We start from the raw sequence: 16,944 nt of genomic DNA, 5'->3' as shown, positions 1-16,944 counted from the left end.
TGCCACGCGTAAAATAGGCGTTTTGGCGCCTCAAAGCGGAGCAGTTTATGTCAGATGTGAAAAAGGTGGTTCTGGCCTATTCCGGCGGCCTCGACACTTCGGTGATCGTGCGCTGGCTGCAGGATCACTACGGTTGTGAGGTGGTCACGTTCACCGCCGATATCGGTCAGGGCGAGGAAGTCGCCCCCGCCCGTGCCAAGGCCGAGGCCCTGGGGGTCAAGGAAATCTACATCGACGACCTGCGTGAAGAGTTCGTGCGTGATTTTGTGTTTCCCATGTTCCGCGCCAATACCGTCTACGAAGGTGAGTACCTGCTCGGCACTTCCATCGCGCGCCCCCTGATCGCCAAGCGGTTGATCGAGATTGCCAATGAGACCGGCGCCGATGCCATTTCCCACGGCGCCACCGGCAAGGGCAATGACCAGGTGCGCTTTGAACTGGGTGCCTACGCGCTGAAGCCCGGCATCAAGGTGATTGCGCCCTGGCGGGAGTGGGATCTCACCTCCCGCGAAACGCTCATGGCCTATTGCGAAGAGCGAAATATCCCGGTGGATTACAGCAAGAGCAAAAAGAAGTCGCCCTACTCAATGGACGCCAACCTACTGCATATCTCCTACGAGGGCGGCATTCTGGAAGACCCCTGGTCCGAAGCGGAAGAGGACATGTGGCGCTGGAGCGTGAGCCCGGAAGCGGCGCCGGATACCCCCACCTATATCGAGCTGGATTTTGAGGGCGGCGATATTGTGGCCATCGACGGCGAGCGCCTGAGCCCGGCGACGGTGCTGGAGCGCCTGAATGTTGTCGGCGGCGCGAACGGGATCGGTCGCCTGGACCTGGTGGAAAACCGCTACGTGGGCATGAAGTCCCGCGGCTGCTACGAAACGCCCGGCGGCACCATCATTCTCAAGGCGCACCGTGCCATCGAGTCCCTGACGCTGGACCGCGAGGTCGCGCATCTCAAGGACGACCTGATGCCACGTTATGCCGAAATGATCTACAACGGCTACTGGTGGTCCCCCGAGCGGCGCATGCTGCAGGCCGCGATCGACCAGACCCAGGCCGTTGTGAACGGCAAGGTGCGCCTCAAGCTCTACAAGGGCAACGTGATCCTCGCCGGGCGTCAGTCGGCGGACAGTCTGTTCGACGCCAGCATTGCCACCTTTGAAGACGACGCCGGTGCCTACAACCAGAAAGACGCGGAGGGCTTTATCAAGCTCAACGCGCTGCGCATGCGCATCGCGGCCAACAAGGGGCGCAACCCGGCGTGAGTCCCGTGCGGGGAGAGTTCGTCGCATTGTTGCCGGACACCGACCTCGGCGGCGCTACCCGTCTGGCGGAGTAGTTGCGCGCGCCTGTTTGACTCTGGTGCTCGCCGCAACTCCGGGTTATAAAGCCAGGGGTATCTACCCGCCCTGTGCGGGTGTCTATCTGTCGCGGGTGCCGGTATGCGTGTTTTGCTGTTTTTCCTGATGTCTATGCTGTCCACCACTACGGCCTGGGCCGATGCCGATGCCGGTAGCAGTGGGGCCGCTTATTCGTCCGAGGTGTTCTTGCATGAGGCCGCGCGTGACGATGGCGTCATGACCGCGTCTGTGGTGCTGGATGGTGAAACCCTGTTCCGTGTGCGGGGCATCTCCGCGGCACCGGCGTCTGACCGGGCAGCGAGTATCCGTGAGGCGATAATCAATCTGGCGGATGATCCGACGCTGGACGCCCATGCAGGCGAGGTGGTGAGCGGCGGAGACAGGGTGGTCATCCGCATCGCAGGCCAGCGTATTGCAACGCTGTACCCGGCCGATGCCGCACTCGAGCAGGCCCCACTGGGCGTGCTGGCTGAGGCCAGCATGAACCGGATTGCGAATGCCGTCGTCCGTTACCGCGAAGAGCGCAGTCACCCGCGGCTGCTGGCCAGCACCGGCCTGCTACTGGTCATCACGCTGGCCGCCGGTGTATTGCTGTACGCCGTCAAAGCACTGTTCGGCTGGTTCAACCGCCTGATTGAAAAGGCCGTCAAGAAGCGTATCCAGGACATTGAGCGCGCGTCGCACCGGATTATCGACGCGGCACAGCTCTGGAGCTGGCTGGGTGGCGTGGTGCGCGGTACGCGCGCGCTGGCGCTGGTGGCCATCGTACTCGGCTGGCTGAATGCGTCGCTGGGGTTGTATCCGTGGACGCGCCCCTTCGCCAGCAATCTGTTCCATCTTATTCTCAACCCGCTGCAGAAAATGGGTACAGGGCTGCTGCAGTCGCTACCGGACCTCGTTTTCCTGGTGCTCCTGGTTATCGTGGTTCGTGCCGTGCTGCGCGCCACCAAGGTGTTCTTCGAGCGCGTTGATCGGGGCCGCATTCGCCTCGAGAATTTCGATCGCGACTGGGCCATGCCCACGTATCGCATCATGCGCATTCTGGTTATCGCCTTTGCGCTGGTGGTGGCCTACCCCTACATTCCCGGCTCGGACTCCGAGGCCTTCAAGGGCGTGAGTATATTTCTTGGTGTGGTGTTCTCCATCGGCTCGTCGTCGTTTATCGCCAACATGATTGCTGGCTACAGCCTGACCTATCGCGGCGCATTTCGCGAAGGCGACCGGGTGCGTATCGGTGACCACATGGGCGAAGTGGTGAACGTGCGGGCGCTGAGCACGCAGTTGCGGTCCCCCAAGAACGAGGACGTGAACATTCCCAACTCTGAAGTGCTTGGCTCCACCGTGGTCAACTACAGCAGTTTTGCCCGCGAGAAGGGCGTTATCCTGCACACCGATGTCGGCATCGGTTACGACGCACCCTGGCGGCAGGTGGAGGCCATGTTACTGATGGCGGCGGCGCGCACCGGCGGACTCGAAGCCGACCCCGCGCCCTTCGTGCTGCAAACGCAGATGGGCGATTTCACCGTCATCTACCAGCTCAATGCGTACTGCCGGGATGCCACGCGCATGCTGCAAACCTACAGCGACTTGCACGCGAACATCCAGGACGTGTTCAACGAGCACGGGGTGCAGATCATGTCGCCACACTACGAGCGGGACCCGGAAGTGCCCAAGGTGGTGGCCCCGGAAGACTGGTATCCGGCACCCGCGAGGGCACCGGAGCAGAGCTGAGGCGGGCCATGCCGGCCCGTCGGATCAGCGCAGGCTATAGCGCACCGGCATGGACTTGAGGCCGCCGACGAAAATGGCCTTGACCCACTCGGGTTCGCCGTTGAACTGCATGTCTTTCAGTCGCGGCAGTAACTCCCGGAAGAAACAGCTCACTTCCAGTGCGGCCAGGTGCTGCCCCAGGCACATGTGGGAGCCGTAGCCGAAGGCGAGTTGCTGCTTGGGGTCGCGCAACAGGTCGAGGCGGTTCGGGTGATCAAAGGCTTCCGGGTCGCGGTTGGCGGCCGGGTACCAGAGGGCGATGTTGTCACCGGCGTTGATCTGCTTGCCGTGCAACTCCAGCGACTCGGTAGCAGTGCGTACCATGTGCCGCACCGGTGATACCCAGCGGATAATCTCCTTGGCGGCGCCGATGTCCAGCTCCGGCTGTTCGCGCCACAGTTCAAGCTGGTCGGGATGTTCCAGCAGTGCCTTCATGCCGCCGCCGATCGCCGCGGACGTGGTGTCGTGGCCGGCCGTCGCGGTGATAATGAAGTAGCTGGCCTGGTCGAGCACGTTCATCGGCTCGCCATCCACCTGGGCGTTGGCGAGCACCGTCGCCAGGTCGTCTCGGGGGTTCTTCTTGCGGTCCTCGATGACCTCGCTGAAATAGGCGCCGAAATCGTTCAGCACGTCCAGCCCCGCGGTCTGGCTGTCAGCGCGCTGCAGGGACGGGTCCTGGCTGCCGAACATTTCCTGCGTCAGCTTGAGCATGGTGGCCTCGGACTCGCGTGGCAGGCCGAGGATGGAGAGGATGATGCGCAGCGGAAACAGCAGGGCGATGTCGCGGACGAAGTCGCATTCGCTCCCCATCTCCTGCATCTTGTCGACGAACTCTTTCGACAGCGCTTGCACTTCGGCACGCAGTGATTCGATGCTGCGGGGCAGGAACCACTCCCGGGTGACCTTGCGCAGCTTGAGGTGCTTGGGCCGATCCATGTGAATCAGCGTTTCCAGGCCGTTGCGCGTTCCAAAGCGGTCCAGCAGGGCCTCTTCAAACACCGTTGGAATCAGTACCGTGCGCGGCGCACTGAGGAAGCGGTCGTTCTCGCTGCCGATGCGCTTGATGTCGTCATAGCGCGACAGCGACCAGAAGGGAAGATAGTCGGGGTGTTCCACACGGGCCACGGGGTCGTTGGCCCGCAGATAATCGAACAGCGCGTACATGCTGCGCTCGTCGCCCATGATATGGGCATTGAGTACGTCGGCAGGCTTGAAGGGGGGCATTTGCTGCTGGCTGGCACCGGTCACGTTGAGCTCCTGTTGTTAGCGCAGTTGATGTTTGTGGATGTTGCCGCCTTTCATCACCAGGCCCACATCCAGCAGGCTCCTGATGTCCTCCAGTGGCGAGGCGGTGAGGGCGCGCGCGAATGCGGTTGGCATACAGTGCATGCGGGTGCTCTCCTGTGATGATTTGAAATTCAATGCGCGGCAGTATGCCAAAACACGGGGGGTTCGGAAGGGTCATTTATGGCCACAATACGGTTTGTCGGCCAAATGCACCGTTTACCCCGCGCACGCATGACAGCGGCCGGTGCGCTTGTCACAATCGAACACGAAAAACCTGCTGACGAGCGAGGTCGCGGGCCATGGCCGCATACAGTTCAAGCGTTGCACCAGGTCACTCGGCAATTGCCTGGTTGCCGCGGTGAGGGGGAATGATGGGGTGTTGACGCGCCTGTTCATTTCCCACGGTGGAGGGCCGCTGCCCTTACTCGGCGACCCCGGGCACGCAGAGCTGGTGCTTACCCTGCAGCGCATTGCCCGCGAGTTGCCGCGCCCGCGCGCGATCATTGTTGCAAGTGCGCACTGGGAAGCCGCGCAGCCTGCGGTGACGACAGCCGCTGCCCCCGACCTGTTCTACGATTACTACGGCTTTCCACCGGAATCCTACGCCATTGAGTACCCGGCCCCCGGGCATCCGGCGCTGGCGCAGGAGGTTCTGGCCGCGCTGCAAGGGGCGGGGCTGGTGGCGCGAGGGGATGCCAGCCGTGGTTTTGATCACGGCCTGTTCGTGCCGCTGAAAATCCTCTACCCGGACGCCGATATTCCCTGCATTCAGCTCTCCCTGCTGGCGTCGATGGACCCGGAAGCGCATTTGCGCATGGGGCGAGCGCTGGCGGCGCTGGACGGCGAAGGCGTGCTGCTGATTGGTTCAGGCTCGTCATTTCACAACGTGCAGGCCTTCTTCGGCCAGAGGGAGCCGGCACTCTACACCCGCAACCGTGCCTTTGAAGACTGGCTGGTCGACACACTGGCCGAGGCCCCGCTGGACGATGCGGAGCGCGAGGCGCGCCTGCTGCAGTGGGACAGTGCACCCCACGCCCGTTTCTGCCACCCGCGGGAAGAGCATCTGTTGCCGCTGCTGGTGTGTGCCGGGGTGGCGCCGGGGCCGGCGACGCGGGTCTGGCGATTCGGCGCCATGGGCATGCAGGGCAGTTGTTTTGCCTGGTAGTGTGGGGCAGGGGCAGGTAGGCACGGGGAGGCCGGTATGGTAACGCCTGAGGATATCCTCGCGTTCTGGTTTCAGGAGCTGGAGCCGCGTCAGTGGTGGGCGGTGGATGCCGCGCTGGACACCCGCATCGGCGAACGTTTTCTGCCGACGCTGGAGCAGGCCGCGCGCTGTGAGCTGGCGCCCTGGCGGGCCAGTGCAGCTGGGCGCCTTGCCGAGGTGATTGTGCTGGACCAGTTCTCCCGCAATATCTTTCGCAATACACCGGGTGCCTTTGCGCAGGATCCGCTCGCGCTGGGCCTGGCGCAGGAGGCAGTGGCCGGCGGCGCACTGGCACTGCTCGAGCCGGACCAGCGCAGTTTTCTCCTCATGCCCTACATGCACAGCGAATCACGACTGATCCACGAGGCCGCAGAGCCACTGTTCAAGGCCTGGGCGCCGGCCAACAACCACCACTTCGAGCTGCGGCACAAGGAGATCATCGACCGTTTCGGTCGCTACCCGCACCGCAATGCCATTCTGGGCCGCGAGTCCACGGCCGAGGAGCGGGAGTTCCTCACCCAACCCGGCTCCAGTTTCTAGCGCCCCGCAGGTGCGCTGCCAGCCTTTGTGCAGCGCGCGGCTCAATGGAAGTCACGGGATTGTGTGGGCAGCGACGCCAGCGCACTGCTGTGGTCCTCCAGCGCACCGGCGATGATGTGGGTGACACCGTCCCGGTGTTCCAGCGTGCCTTTTACCAGTAGCAGCCTGCCGTTCATCAGCGCCGCGCGAAAATGCGCCTGGGTGCGCGGCCACACCACGATATTGCTGTTACCGGTTTCATCCTCCAGCGTCAGGAACAACACACCAGAGGCAGTGCCTGGACGCTGGCGGCAGGTGACCAGGCCGGCAATCCGCACAAACCCCCGGTGACTGATGCGGCCCAGGTCCGCATAACGGCTGCAGCGATCAAAGGGCGGCTGCTGCCGCAACAGCGCCAGGGGGTGGGCGCGCAGGGTGAGGCCGGTGGCGCGGTAGTCCGCCAGTACCTCTTCCGCCACCCCTGGCGCGGCCAGCTGCACACCGTCATTGAACCAGGTGCCCGGCTGCCGCTGCTCCTCCTGCAGCAAGGGCCGGGGCTGCTCCAGCGCCATGATCTGCCACTGCGACTGGTGGCGGTTGCCGCTGAGCGAGGCCAGCGCATCGGCATCCGCCAGTGCCTCCATGTCCCCGCGCGTCAGCGCGGCCCGCTGGCGCAGCTGGCTGACCTGCTGAAACGGCGCCGGTCGGCGCGCCTCCATTACGCGCTGGGCAGCGTCACGGCTCAGACCCTTGACCAGCCGCAGCCCCAGCCGTATGGCCGGTTGGCTGCTGCCATCGCTGTCCAGCAGGCGGTGATCCCAGCTGCTGTGGTTTACATCGGCGGGCAACACCGTCACCCCGTGGCGTCGCGCATCCTGCACCAGCTGGGAGGGGGAGTAGAACCCCATCGGCTGGCTGTTCAGCAGGCCGACATAAAACGCAGCGGGGTGGTGGCATTTGAGCCAGGCCGACACCCACGCCAGCAGGGCAAAGCTCGCCGAGTGCGATTCCGGAAAGCCATAGCCGCCAAAGCCCTTGATCTGCTCAAACAGACGGTGAGCAAAATCCTGCGCGTAACCGCGGGCAATCATGCCCTGCACCAGCTTGTGCTCGAAGGTGAGCAACTGGCTGTTCTTGCCCCAGTTGGTGATGGCACGGCGCAGCTGGTCGGCCTCGCCACCTGAGAAGCCGGCGGCGACCATTGCCAGCCGAATCACCTGTTCCTGGAAGATGGGAACCCCCAGTGTGCGGTCCAGCACAGCGCGAATGGCTTCACTGGGGTAAGTGACCGCTTCCAGACCCTGCCGCCTGCGCAAATAGGGGTGCACCATGTCGCCCTGGATGGGGCCTGGGCGCACGATGGCGATCTGGATCACCAAGTCGTAAAAGCTCGCCGGCTTGAGCCGCGGCAGCATGGTCATCTGGGCGCGGGATTCTATCTGGAACACGCCGATGGAATCCGCCTGCTGCAACATGCGCCAGGTGGCTGCATCGTCGCGTGGTATATCGGCGACCCCGCGGATGTGGGGGTGATCGCGTGCGACCAGCGCCAGGCTTTTGCGAATCGCCGAGAGCATGCCCAGGGCGAGGATATCCACCTTCAACAGCCCGAGTGATTCAATGTCCTCTTTGTCCCACTGGATGACCGTGCGCTCCGCCATACTGGCGTTTTCCACCGGCACCATCTGGGAGATGGGCCCTCGACTGATCACAAAGCCGCCCACGTGCTGTGACAGGTGGCGTGGGAAGCCGAGGATCTGCTGCACCAGCGACTGAAACAGCGTCGCCACCTCGCCGTGACTGGCAACGCCCTGCTCCTGGAAGCGCTTGTGCAGGTCGGCGCTGCGGTCCCACCAGGCGAGGGACTTTGCCAGGTCCTCAACGAACACCGCATCCAGGCCCAGTGCCTTGCCCACATCGCGCACCGCGCTGCGTGCGCGATAGGTGATGACCGTAGCGGCGAGTGCTGCACGGCGCCTGCCGTACTTGCTGTAGATGTACTGGATAACCTCCTCACGGCGCTCGTGTTCGAAATCGACGTCGATATCCGGTGGCTCATCCCGTTCGCGAGAAATGAAGCGCTCAAACAGCAGTGACACCGCCTCTGGCGATACCTCGGTAATGAACAGGCAGTAGCACACCACCGAGTTGGCTGCCGAGCCGCGCCCCTGGCACAGAATGCCGCGTTCCCGGGCGAAGCGCACAATGTCGTACACGGTGAGGAAGTAGTACTCGTAGGACAGCTCATCAATAAGCTGCAATTCGTAGTCGATGCGCTGCTGTATGTCCGTGGGTACCCCTCTGGGCCAGCGCAGCGTGCAACCCGCCTCGACCAGCTGGCGCAGGTAGCTGCCCGCACTCTGCCCGGGTGGCACCACTTCCTCCGGATACTCATAGCGCAGCTCGTCCAGGCTGAACTGGCAGCGGCCGGCGATATCCAGCGTGGCGGCGAGCAGGGCGGGCGGGTACAGCTTGGCCAGTTGTTGCGGCCGGCGCAGGTGCTGCTGGCTGTTGGCCAGCCGCCGTCGGCCCAGCTGTGCCACGCTGGTGTTGTGGTAAAGCGCTGTGAACACATCGTGCAGCGGCTTGCGCGACGCAACGTGCATCCGCACCGCGCCGCAGGCAACCATCGGCAGGTTCAGCGTGTGAGCCAACGCGTGCAGACGGCTATAGCGGGCAACCTCGTCGTTGCCCAGCACGTGGGTGACTCCGAGCCAGACCCGCCCCCGGCACAGCCGCGCCAGCTGCTGCCCGTAGCCGAGCTCCGCCGTCGAGGGGTTGCTGCCTGTATCGTCCACGGCGGCGCCTGTGGGCTTCCAGATGATCAGGCAGCGCTTGAGGTGAAAAATGACATCCCGCAGCGCCACCCGGTACTCACCTTTCGGGCTGCGCCGCCGGGCCAGGCTGATCAGGCCGGACAGCTCGCTGTAGGCCGCACGGGAAGGTGCCAGCGCTACCAGCTGCAGCCCCTCCACCAGGTTCAGTTCACTGCCGATAATGAGCTGGATGCCCGCCTGCCTGGCAGCGATGTGAGCCTTTACTACCCCTGCGAGCGAGCATTCATCGGTGATGGCTATGGCCCGATACCCCAGTTCTGCCGCGCGCTCAACCAACTCCTGCGGGTGCGATGCCCCGCGCAGGAAACTGTAACAGGTGAGGGTGTGGAGTTCGGCGTAGGGCATGGGTTACGGACCATCCAGGGGGCTGACCACGCCCATGGCGCCTCGCCGAATCACATGGGTGTAGATCTCGGTGGTACGGACGTCACTGTGACCCAGCAACTTCTGGATGGTACGCAAGTCGTAGCCCTGCTGGAGCAGACGCGTAGCGAAGCTGTGCCGGAAGGTGTGGCATTTGATGGGCTTGTTGATACCCGAAGCTCGCCTGGCCTTACAGAGGGCCTTACGCAATGCGGATTCATGCAGGTGGTGACGCCGCAGGACCCCGGTTCGAGGGTCTTTGCCTATGCCTGTTGAAGGGAACAGGTATTGCCAGGCAAGCTCTTTGGCTGCATTCGGATACTTGCGGGCCAGCGCGTAAGGCATGTAGACATCGCCATAGCCCTCCCTCAGATCCTGCTCGTGTTGACAGGCTACACGCGTGATTTGTTCCTCCAGCAGTGGCTTCAACTGATCCGGGAGTATGGTGGTGCGATCCTTGTCGCCCTTTCCCGCGCGCACGGTGATTGTAGACAGCTCGAAATCAACATCCTTGATGCGCAGCGACAGCATTTCATTGAGCCGCATGCCGGTACCGTAAAGCAGCGCGACCATGGTGCGGTGCAAGCCATGAAGGTGCTCGATAACCAGCATGGCTTCCTGATGACTCAGCACTACAGGTAACCGAGGCTGGACCTTCGCCCGGGAGAAGCTCAGGGCATCAACAGGCACACCCATGAATTTCTTGTAGAAATAGACCAATGCGTTCAGCGCGATATGCTGTGTTGAAGGTGAGCAAGACCTTTCGTTGGCCAATGTGCTAAGAAATTGACTGATATGGGCGTCTGACAGACTGGCAGGGTGCTGCTTGCCGTGGAACAGAATATAGCGCCTGATCCAGTGGATGTAGGTCTTTTCGGTCTTCCAGGCATAACCGGCATCCCGCATGTGACGGCGGACCTGGTCGAGTAGCCTGGGCGGGTTGGCAGAGATGGCGGGTCTGATGTCATCCATGGGTTTTGCGGTCTAATACTGTATGTATATACAGTAGTCGGATGAGGGCGGATTGCAAGGGGCTTTTCACCGGAAGGGCGTGAGGTGGGTGAGGTGATTCTCTGTAACGCCCTGAATATTAATGAATATTTCTTGGCGTGATCGGGCGGATATGATGTCTTGCTAACTTCCAAATGGTCCGCCTAACAGGCGAGGTCAGTGAGGCAGGTATGCCAAGTTGTTGAATTTATGAGCGACGTCACTACCGGCGCCGCACGGCGTGCTGGAGTTAGCAAGCGGGGTGTTATACGGTCCGGTCTTTCTAATAAGCTGTTAAGTGAACAAGGAGATATACCCATGAAGAAAATTATTTCAATTGCATTTGTGATTTCAGTAGCTGCTTTCGCAGGGGAACAAAAAAGCACGGAGTCTGCTATTGAATGGCTTAATCTTATTGATTCAGGGAGCTACGAAAAAAGCTGGAATCAATCTGCGCCATTATTACAAAGTCAGGTAACGAAGGAGCAATGGATTCAAGCAATGAATCAAGTCAGGGCGCCACTTGGTGAAGCAATGTCTCGCGAAGTCAATAGCGCAGATGAGCATACATCGCTTCCGAATGTTCCGGATGGCGATTATGTAGTGATTACGCTGGTCACTAATTTTGAAAACAAGAAAGCGTCAATTGAAACGATTACAGTGAGTAAAATTGGCAATGAATGGAAGGCAGTGGGTTACTTTATTAAATAGTCCACTTAACAAGTCAATGGTGCATCGCCCAGCAAGCTGGGCTGGACAGCCTACGCGTTGCTTCGGCTGCCGCACATTGAGGCGTTATGTGTCCAAGTTACCCATGAAAAGTGGTAAGCAGCGAAAAGCTGAAATAAAAAAATCTAGATTAGAACGAATTGCAAAACGTGATAGCAAGGTAAATCCTTTCAAGGGACCGATACCTGAATGGGCGATTCCGGTTAATCCGGCGGAAGTAGTTCACCATTCAATGTTTCTTGATATACCACTGTTCTATATTGACAAAGAATTTGAGTGCAAAGATTGTGGCACTACCGAAGTTTGGACTGCTCGGCAACAAAAATGGTGGTACGAAATTGCAAAGGGCTACTTTGAAACCACCGCCGTAAGGTGTCGTTCATGTAGAGATCAACGCAAGAACGAAAAAGAAGCTCAAAGAAAGCATATGGAAGAAATGGCAAATAAGAAGCCATATCCAAATGAAGCATTTTTTAAAAACACATAACAAACCAAGCCAGCAGAAAGCGTGGGCAATGGCCTTGAAAAGCAGGCCATTAAGACGCCCACTTTTCTGCTGCTTGGAGCGTTAGGTGGCCTTGCATGGGTGCCAAAGAAGTAGTCGCGTTAGTGGTGCTACTGTTTTCCCTGCTAGCGTTCTCGGTGGGGTCAGCCGCTTTTCACGGTGCGCTTGCATTGACGATTTTTTCGACACCAATTGCGTTGGTTACGCTAATGTTGGGCGCCTGGCGGCTTTCTAGCTTAGCGATATATTTCGGCGGAATGGCCTGGTTAAGCTTGCCCCTTTCAAATCATTTGCAGTGGCGCATTGACTACATATTGTTATTCTCTTTTTTGGTTGGTTGTGTCCTAGGGGCAATATTCTATGCAAATTACCGCCGCACTGTATCGGCCACCTAACAAGTCGCCCAAGTTTGCTCCGGCCCTGCGGGCCTCTGCGGGACGGCGATACAGCGGCCGCCCCTTGGCTTGGCGTTATGCGCTCTGAGGCCTAGGAGAAGTCATGGAAGAAGAAAAATACATTGGCTACATCAAGTACGAGGGCGAGCTTGTTGACGACGGTTTGATGGATGCTCGTCGTCAAGCAAAGTCTCTCTTAGCTTTTGACTCTGCTCTCCGCTATTTCATCACTAAGCAGGCGCCAGATTTTCGAAACCTAGATTTTGAAATTCCTGTGCGCATACGGAAAGGTTCCTGGGAAGCGCTAATTCCAGAAACAGTTGCAGGTTGGGTCCAAGCTGGCCTGGGCGTTGTAGCTACGGCCTACTTCACCAAGGCCGCTCAGAAGATGGCGGAAAAGGACTTTGCAGATTTCGGCATAACCGATCTATTCAAAACCGCGATTGAATCTATCAAATGGTTCGCGCGCATCGGTAAACACATGGGTGATGTTGCCATCCGACAATTCAAAGATGTTCAGTTCTCAGATGACCGAGCGCTGGTCGGAATCGCTAATGCCGAAGGAAAAATCCTCTTTGTACCCAAAGACATCCTTGACCTATATGTTGCAACAAACCCTAGACTTCTAGAAGACCTCGCAGCAAACGTGCAGGCAGGCAGGACGTTGGCAATCGGTTCAGTAAAGAATGGAGAAATTGACGAAGAGATAGTCGGTCCAAATGAGAAAAACATATTCTGTGACGATGATGAAGAAATTGATGATGATGTTCTGTTCCCAGAACTTGTACACGGCGATTATGTTGTACTTGATGGTGAGGTAACTAGAGAAAACAAGACATCAAACTCAATGGGCTTCAAATATAATGAGCACATCCTCACATCTTATCCAGAAACAGGAAGTATTGTTCGATACAAGCCACTGTTATTTCTCAAGTGCAGACTCTTCGGCACTGTCGATCGAATCGACGAGAAAGGACGGATTGGAGCTAGGAGGCCAAAACTGTATTTTTCGAGCCTTGAACCTTTAGAAGACGATACTGGCAACGAGGAACTATTTGAGTGAATGCGCATAACAATTCAAGCCACGCGGACGTCAAAACCGCTGCGCGGTTTCGCCGCCCCTGCTTGAGGCGTTATATTTCGCTATGAGTATTCTGCTAGCAATTGCAGTTATGCTCTATGCCAGCCCTAGTCTGGCTAGTAGCATGATTGATATTTGGGAAATCCCTCAAACTAAAGTTTCCTACGAGATTAATGTACCTGCCCCTTTCGGTCTAACTAGAATCGAAATTGTATATGATGGAAGTGTTGATCAGTATATAGAGGTTGTGAAGGTAGTTTACGATGGTGAAACTTATCAAATCGGTAAAGATCAGTTGTCGTTTGGATTCTCTGCTGGTCTCGATGACAATAGATTTTACTACCGGAAGGGCGATATAGAGAGCGGCAAGCTAACGGAGTTCAATTTTACACTCCATTACGGCGCCCCAATAAAAGTTGAGTGCGGAATTGGTAACTTTGAATACGTTAGGCGGCATAAAAGAATTATAGTACGGCCTCGTTCGGAACTGCAGGTAGCCGATACTAACTGGTATATTAAATCTTGCGAAAAATACACCAAAGCTGAAAAACAGCAGGGAGAAAAATATTAACTTTGACGTGCGGCGAAAATATAACGAGGCGCTGTTGCCGCCATGCCTCGCATGGCTGGGACCAGCTTACGCTGGCCCCAAAGCTAGGCGTTAGCTGACAAGAAGCGATGGCATTCTCCGAAGCCAACTACTACCGTGAGTTCAAGCGAGTTCGAAACCGTTTTCGTCGGCACGCTCCGGTAGACCTAGTACTTCGAGCGATTCGATACGCCAATGGTGGCGAAAATAAATTAGAAAACTGCCGACGTGCCCCGTGGCTGATGATGCTCATGATCAAGTGGGTACTGACGGACGAAAATTTCGGGCATTGTGGACGTCCGAATGCAACAAACCAGCAAACGGACACGTTGTTCCAGGAGGCCTATGAGCTTTCCCGGTGGACGCGAATGCCCAATGAATATGAAAACCTTCACCTATTTATGCGGTCTGTTGCACATCAGCAGTTCATGTTCCAGAAGGACTTTTCATATGCCGACTTCGCTCGGCAGTTTGTGCTGTTCGCTGATCTGGACGATGGGCACCGGCTTAGTCGAGCTTTTTCTGATGCATACGGCCTGGAAATAGAGCAATTTCTGACTCTATCGCTCGGGCTTGTGGGCAAATATCTACGCGGAAATTTCGAACCCGTCAGGCAGCATTGGTTTTCTACTCTGGCAATTCCGGACGCTGCGCGGATTGTGCCTGTCTTTTTCAGCGCCCTCTCGGCAACGCCCGAACAGATGAGGGAATTCCTACTCGAAAACGGAACGAGGCAACGTGCGGCGGATGAATATGTCGAGCAGACCCCACTTACGGCCAAGCCATTTCTCCAAGTTGGCGAAGAATATTGGCCAGTTCACGTCGCCGTGCTGTTTCGAGCGCTTGAACATTACGTATACGACCAATTGAGGGCAATAGACCCTGAGTGGTTTATGCAGTCCTTTGGAAAAATCTTTGAACGGTACGTACACGAAGTTTTGGCACCTATCCACGCTCGCATATACATCGAGGACGAGCTGAAGCGCCTGCGCACTACCCCTGGCAAGGTGGTGGACTTCCTAGCCGATGAGGAGGGCGCAAATATCTTCATCGATGCCAAAGGAGTTGCCGGCACGCACGAAGCTATGGTTACTCACGCGTCTAGAACCCTGCGTAACAGAACCAAAGCCGCTGCATTGAAGGCAGTGGTTCAAGCAAACGAACTTCTTGGCGCAATGGTTGCCGGCGAAATGGCTGAGGGCGGACCTCCGCTGAAGGACCGAAACATTCTATTGGTAGTCACCTACAAAGACCTGCACCTCGGCAACGGAACGACCTTCGAGAAGGCAGTGGCACCTGCTGACATCGCAGAGATATATCAGGGGCGGTCAGCCGCCTCATCCATCCCATTGGATAACATCTACTTTATGGCAATCGATTCCTTTGAAGCGCTTTGCGGTGCCGTAATGTACGGTGAGCTGACTTTCTCGGATGCCATTGCCCAAGCACAGGCCGCAGATAGCGATGCTGCGACTAAAAAGTTTGACTTCCGCCAACATCTACAAGAAATGCAAGTAGCACAAAGGATTCCAGCGGTCGTTCGTGATCGGGTCGAGGAGGCCATGAACAGTTTGGCTGAGGGCTTAGGTGCAGATGTCAGCTAACAAATCGCTGCAGGTGACGTTTGACCCGCCACCCAGTTTTGCTATCGCAAAAACGGGCGTCGCCTCAAACGCACCTGATCTCAGGCGTTACATGCCATTCTGACCTTCGTGCCAATCTATGAGGAAAGGAGGTTCTGAGATGCCATATAGACCGATGCCAAGCTTGCGTCGCAATATTCGAGGAGTCATTTATCCACTTACTGAGGCCATTCGACGACTTTATGGCTGTCGTTCATCTGATGGAGCCTACCCCTTAGGTGCATTTTATCCAGTTAATGTTAGTACTTCCGTTTGGAGTGCTGCCGGAGGAATTTGGTATATACCAGAATCCGAATTCGACCTTAATGAAAGAAACCCGCGGGAAGAATCTGTCTTAGCATTTATGCAGAGCATTTTTACCGGAGAGCCAGTAGAGCTACCAAAGGGCGTTTTAGTCACTTGGGAAAACATTCCAGCATCGGCGGCGGGCTCCCTTCCGCCGGCTCAGGCATGAGTGGGCATGTAACAAGACAGGACTACGGACGCGCTAACAGCGCGCGCCGCAGCCTGCGGCGTTCGGCGTCAAGGAGGCCACGGTGAAGAAGGGGCTTTTTAAGGAAGGTGGACCTCTGGAGGTCAAGAACCTCGGCAATGACCAGTACCATCTGACAATTACGATTCCAAAGGACCGAGACGGCCGCATCGCTCGAGAATGTCCGAATAGCGAATGCTCGCCGGCCTACTTCAAGGTCACGCCGGGCACAGGGATTACCGGCGGACAAGATTCAGCCTTTTGCCCCTACTGTCGGCACGAGGCAGAGCCAAATGATTTCACTACGCAGGAACAGATTCGATACGCCAAGGACATGGCAATACGAGAAGCTCATGGCGGCGTTAACGAGATGGTAAAAGACGCGCTTGGGCTAGATTCACGCGGGAAGAGAAAATTCGGTGGCGGACTTCTTTCCATCGAAATGGATCTCAAACCTAGCCAACCTAAGCCGGTAAGACGACCGTTCGAAGATGAGGTGCGGAGGGATGTTGTTTGTCCACATTGCACCCTCGATCAAACTGTTTTCGGCTTGGCTGCATGGTGCTCTGATTGTGGTGAGGACATATTTCTAACCCACGTATCAGCCGAAATCGCAGTGATCCGCAGGATGCTCAATGATATTGGGCGTCGTGAGCAAGATTTAGGGCGGCGCGTGTCGGCTAAAGACCTCGAAAACTGCCTTGAGGACTCGGTTTCCTTGTTTGAAGCCGCATCAAAAGCCGTGACACGTCGCGCGTTAAAGCAACGTGGGGATGACTCCGAGGCCGTCGAGGTCAATCTCAAGAAAGTTGGCAATTCGTTTCAAAATGTAGATCGATCTAGGGAACAACTAAAGAAGCTGTTTGGCTACGAGCCGACTAATCGTGCAATCTGGGACCGGCTGGGAAGTTCTTTCGAGAAGCGACATCCCGTCACTCACAATCTCGGTGTTGTAGACAAAAAATACTTGGAACGTGCTCAGCAGGCTGAACGTGAGGGCCGCGAAGTCCGAATCACTGAAGCCGAGATTGAATCGTTGCTAAAAGATATTTTCCAGGTCATATCTGAATTGCATTCCGAGATCATTGGCAATGTCAGGTGAGTTGACGCCGAACAAATCGCTGCAGCGGACGTTTAACCCGCCGCCCATTTTTGCTTCCGCAAAAACGGGGGTCGCCTCAAACGCCTCTGAACTC

At 57.6% G+C, this 16,944-nt stretch carries 15 protein-coding genes; 11 read left to right on the top strand and 4 right to left on the bottom strand.

What is annotated here, in order from left to right; all coding sequences use genetic code 11:
* Positions 1-47 precede the first annotated feature (47 nt).
* A complete protein-coding gene (locus AACZ17_RS09045; protein WP_290737673.1) occupies positions 48-1,268 on the top strand; it encodes an argininosuccinate synthase in 1,221 nt (406 codons plus the stop codon).
* Positions 1,269-1,445: 177 nt separating this feature from the next.
* Entirely contained in the window at positions 1,446-3,095 is a 1,650-nt protein-coding gene (locus AACZ17_RS09040) for a mechanosensitive ion channel family protein (RefSeq protein WP_290737670.1), read from the top strand.
* A gap of 24 nt (positions 3,096-3,119) precedes the next feature.
* Here AACZ17_RS09040 and AACZ17_RS09035 read toward each other — a convergent pair whose 3' ends face one another.
* Together AACZ17_RS09035 and AACZ17_RS09030 are read right to left on the bottom strand one after the other, a co-directional pair.
* On the bottom strand, positions 3,120-4,382 hold the full coding sequence (locus tag AACZ17_RS09035) for a cytochrome P450 (protein ID WP_290737667.1): 1,263 nt from the start codon (positions 4,380-4,382) through the stop codon (positions 3,120-3,122).
* Positions 4,383-4,397: 15 nt separating this feature from the next.
* Positions 4,398-4,523 (bottom strand): hypothetical protein, encoded by a 126-nt coding sequence (locus AACZ17_RS09030; protein WP_290737664.1) that lies wholly within the window; start codon positions 4,521-4,523, stop codon positions 4,398-4,400.
* 274 nt (positions 4,524-4,797) lie between these two features.
* Between AACZ17_RS09030 and AACZ17_RS09025 the strand changes: the two genes are divergently transcribed.
* Both AACZ17_RS09025 and AACZ17_RS09020 read left to right on the top strand, forming a co-directional pair.
* Entirely contained in the window at positions 4,798-5,586 is a 789-nt protein-coding gene (locus AACZ17_RS09025) for a class III extradiol ring-cleavage dioxygenase (protein WP_290737661.1), read from the top strand.
* A 36-nt stretch (positions 5,587-5,622) separates the two neighbouring features.
* Positions 5,623-6,165 (top strand): DUF924 family protein, encoded by a 543-nt coding sequence (locus AACZ17_RS09020; RefSeq protein ID WP_290737659.1) that lies wholly within the window; start codon positions 5,623-5,625, stop codon positions 6,163-6,165.
* A gap of 41 nt (positions 6,166-6,206) precedes the next feature.
* On the opposite strand, the gene AACZ17_RS09015 is transcribed toward AACZ17_RS09020, so the two are convergent.
* Together AACZ17_RS09015 and AACZ17_RS09010 are read right to left on the bottom strand one after the other, a co-directional pair.
* Positions 6,207-9,326: an error-prone DNA polymerase gene (locus AACZ17_RS09015; protein ID WP_290737656.1), complete on the bottom strand. Its 3,120-nt coding sequence runs from the start codon at positions 9,324-9,326 to the stop codon at positions 6,207-6,209.
* 3 nt (positions 9,327-9,329) lie between these two features.
* Complete coding sequence (locus tag AACZ17_RS09010; protein WP_290737653.1) at positions 9,330-10,316, bottom strand: integron integrase; 987 nt, start codon at positions 10,314-10,316, stop codon at positions 9,330-9,332.
* 336 nt (positions 10,317-10,652) lie between these two features.
* Between AACZ17_RS09010 and AACZ17_RS09005 the strand changes: the two genes are divergently transcribed.
* From AACZ17_RS09005 to AACZ17_RS08975, 7 genes are all read left to right on the top strand, one after another.
* Positions 10,653-11,045 (top strand): DUF4019 domain-containing protein, encoded by a 393-nt coding sequence (locus tag AACZ17_RS09005; RefSeq protein WP_290737651.1) that lies wholly within the window; start codon positions 10,653-10,655, stop codon positions 11,043-11,045.
* Between the two features lie 88 nt (positions 11,046-11,133).
* On the top strand, positions 11,134-11,550 hold the full coding sequence (locus AACZ17_RS09000) for a zinc-ribbon domain-containing protein (protein ID WP_290737648.1): 417 nt from the start codon (positions 11,134-11,136) through the stop codon (positions 11,548-11,550).
* A gap of 95 nt (positions 11,551-11,645) precedes the next feature.
* Positions 11,646-11,963 (top strand): hypothetical protein, encoded by a 318-nt coding sequence (locus AACZ17_RS08995; RefSeq protein WP_290737646.1) that lies wholly within the window; start codon positions 11,646-11,648, stop codon positions 11,961-11,963.
* A gap of 103 nt (positions 11,964-12,066) precedes the next feature.
* Positions 12,067-13,026, top strand: a complete 960-nt coding sequence (locus tag AACZ17_RS08990) for a hypothetical protein (protein WP_290737643.1) — start codon at positions 12,067-12,069, stop codon at positions 13,024-13,026.
* A gap of 82 nt (positions 13,027-13,108) precedes the next feature.
* Positions 13,109-13,615: a hypothetical protein gene (locus AACZ17_RS08985; protein ID WP_290737639.1), complete on the top strand. Its 507-nt coding sequence runs from the start codon at positions 13,109-13,111 to the stop codon at positions 13,613-13,615.
* A 107-nt stretch (positions 13,616-13,722) separates the two neighbouring features.
* Positions 13,723-15,237, top strand: a complete 1,515-nt coding sequence (locus AACZ17_RS08980) for a hypothetical protein (RefSeq protein WP_290737636.1) — start codon at positions 13,723-13,725, stop codon at positions 15,235-15,237.
* A 575-nt stretch (positions 15,238-15,812) separates the two neighbouring features.
* A complete protein-coding gene (locus AACZ17_RS08975) occupies positions 15,813-16,850 on the top strand; it encodes a hypothetical protein (protein WP_290737633.1) in 1,038 nt (345 codons plus the stop codon).
* Positions 16,851-16,944 lie beyond the last annotated feature (94 nt).

This window comes from uncultured Haliea sp., assembly GCF_963973825.1.
Taxonomy (GTDB): Bacteria; Pseudomonadota; Gammaproteobacteria; order Pseudomonadales; family Halieaceae; genus Haliea.
Note: the sequence above shows the minus strand (reverse complement) of the source record. Positions and strands in the feature narration are given on the sequence as shown.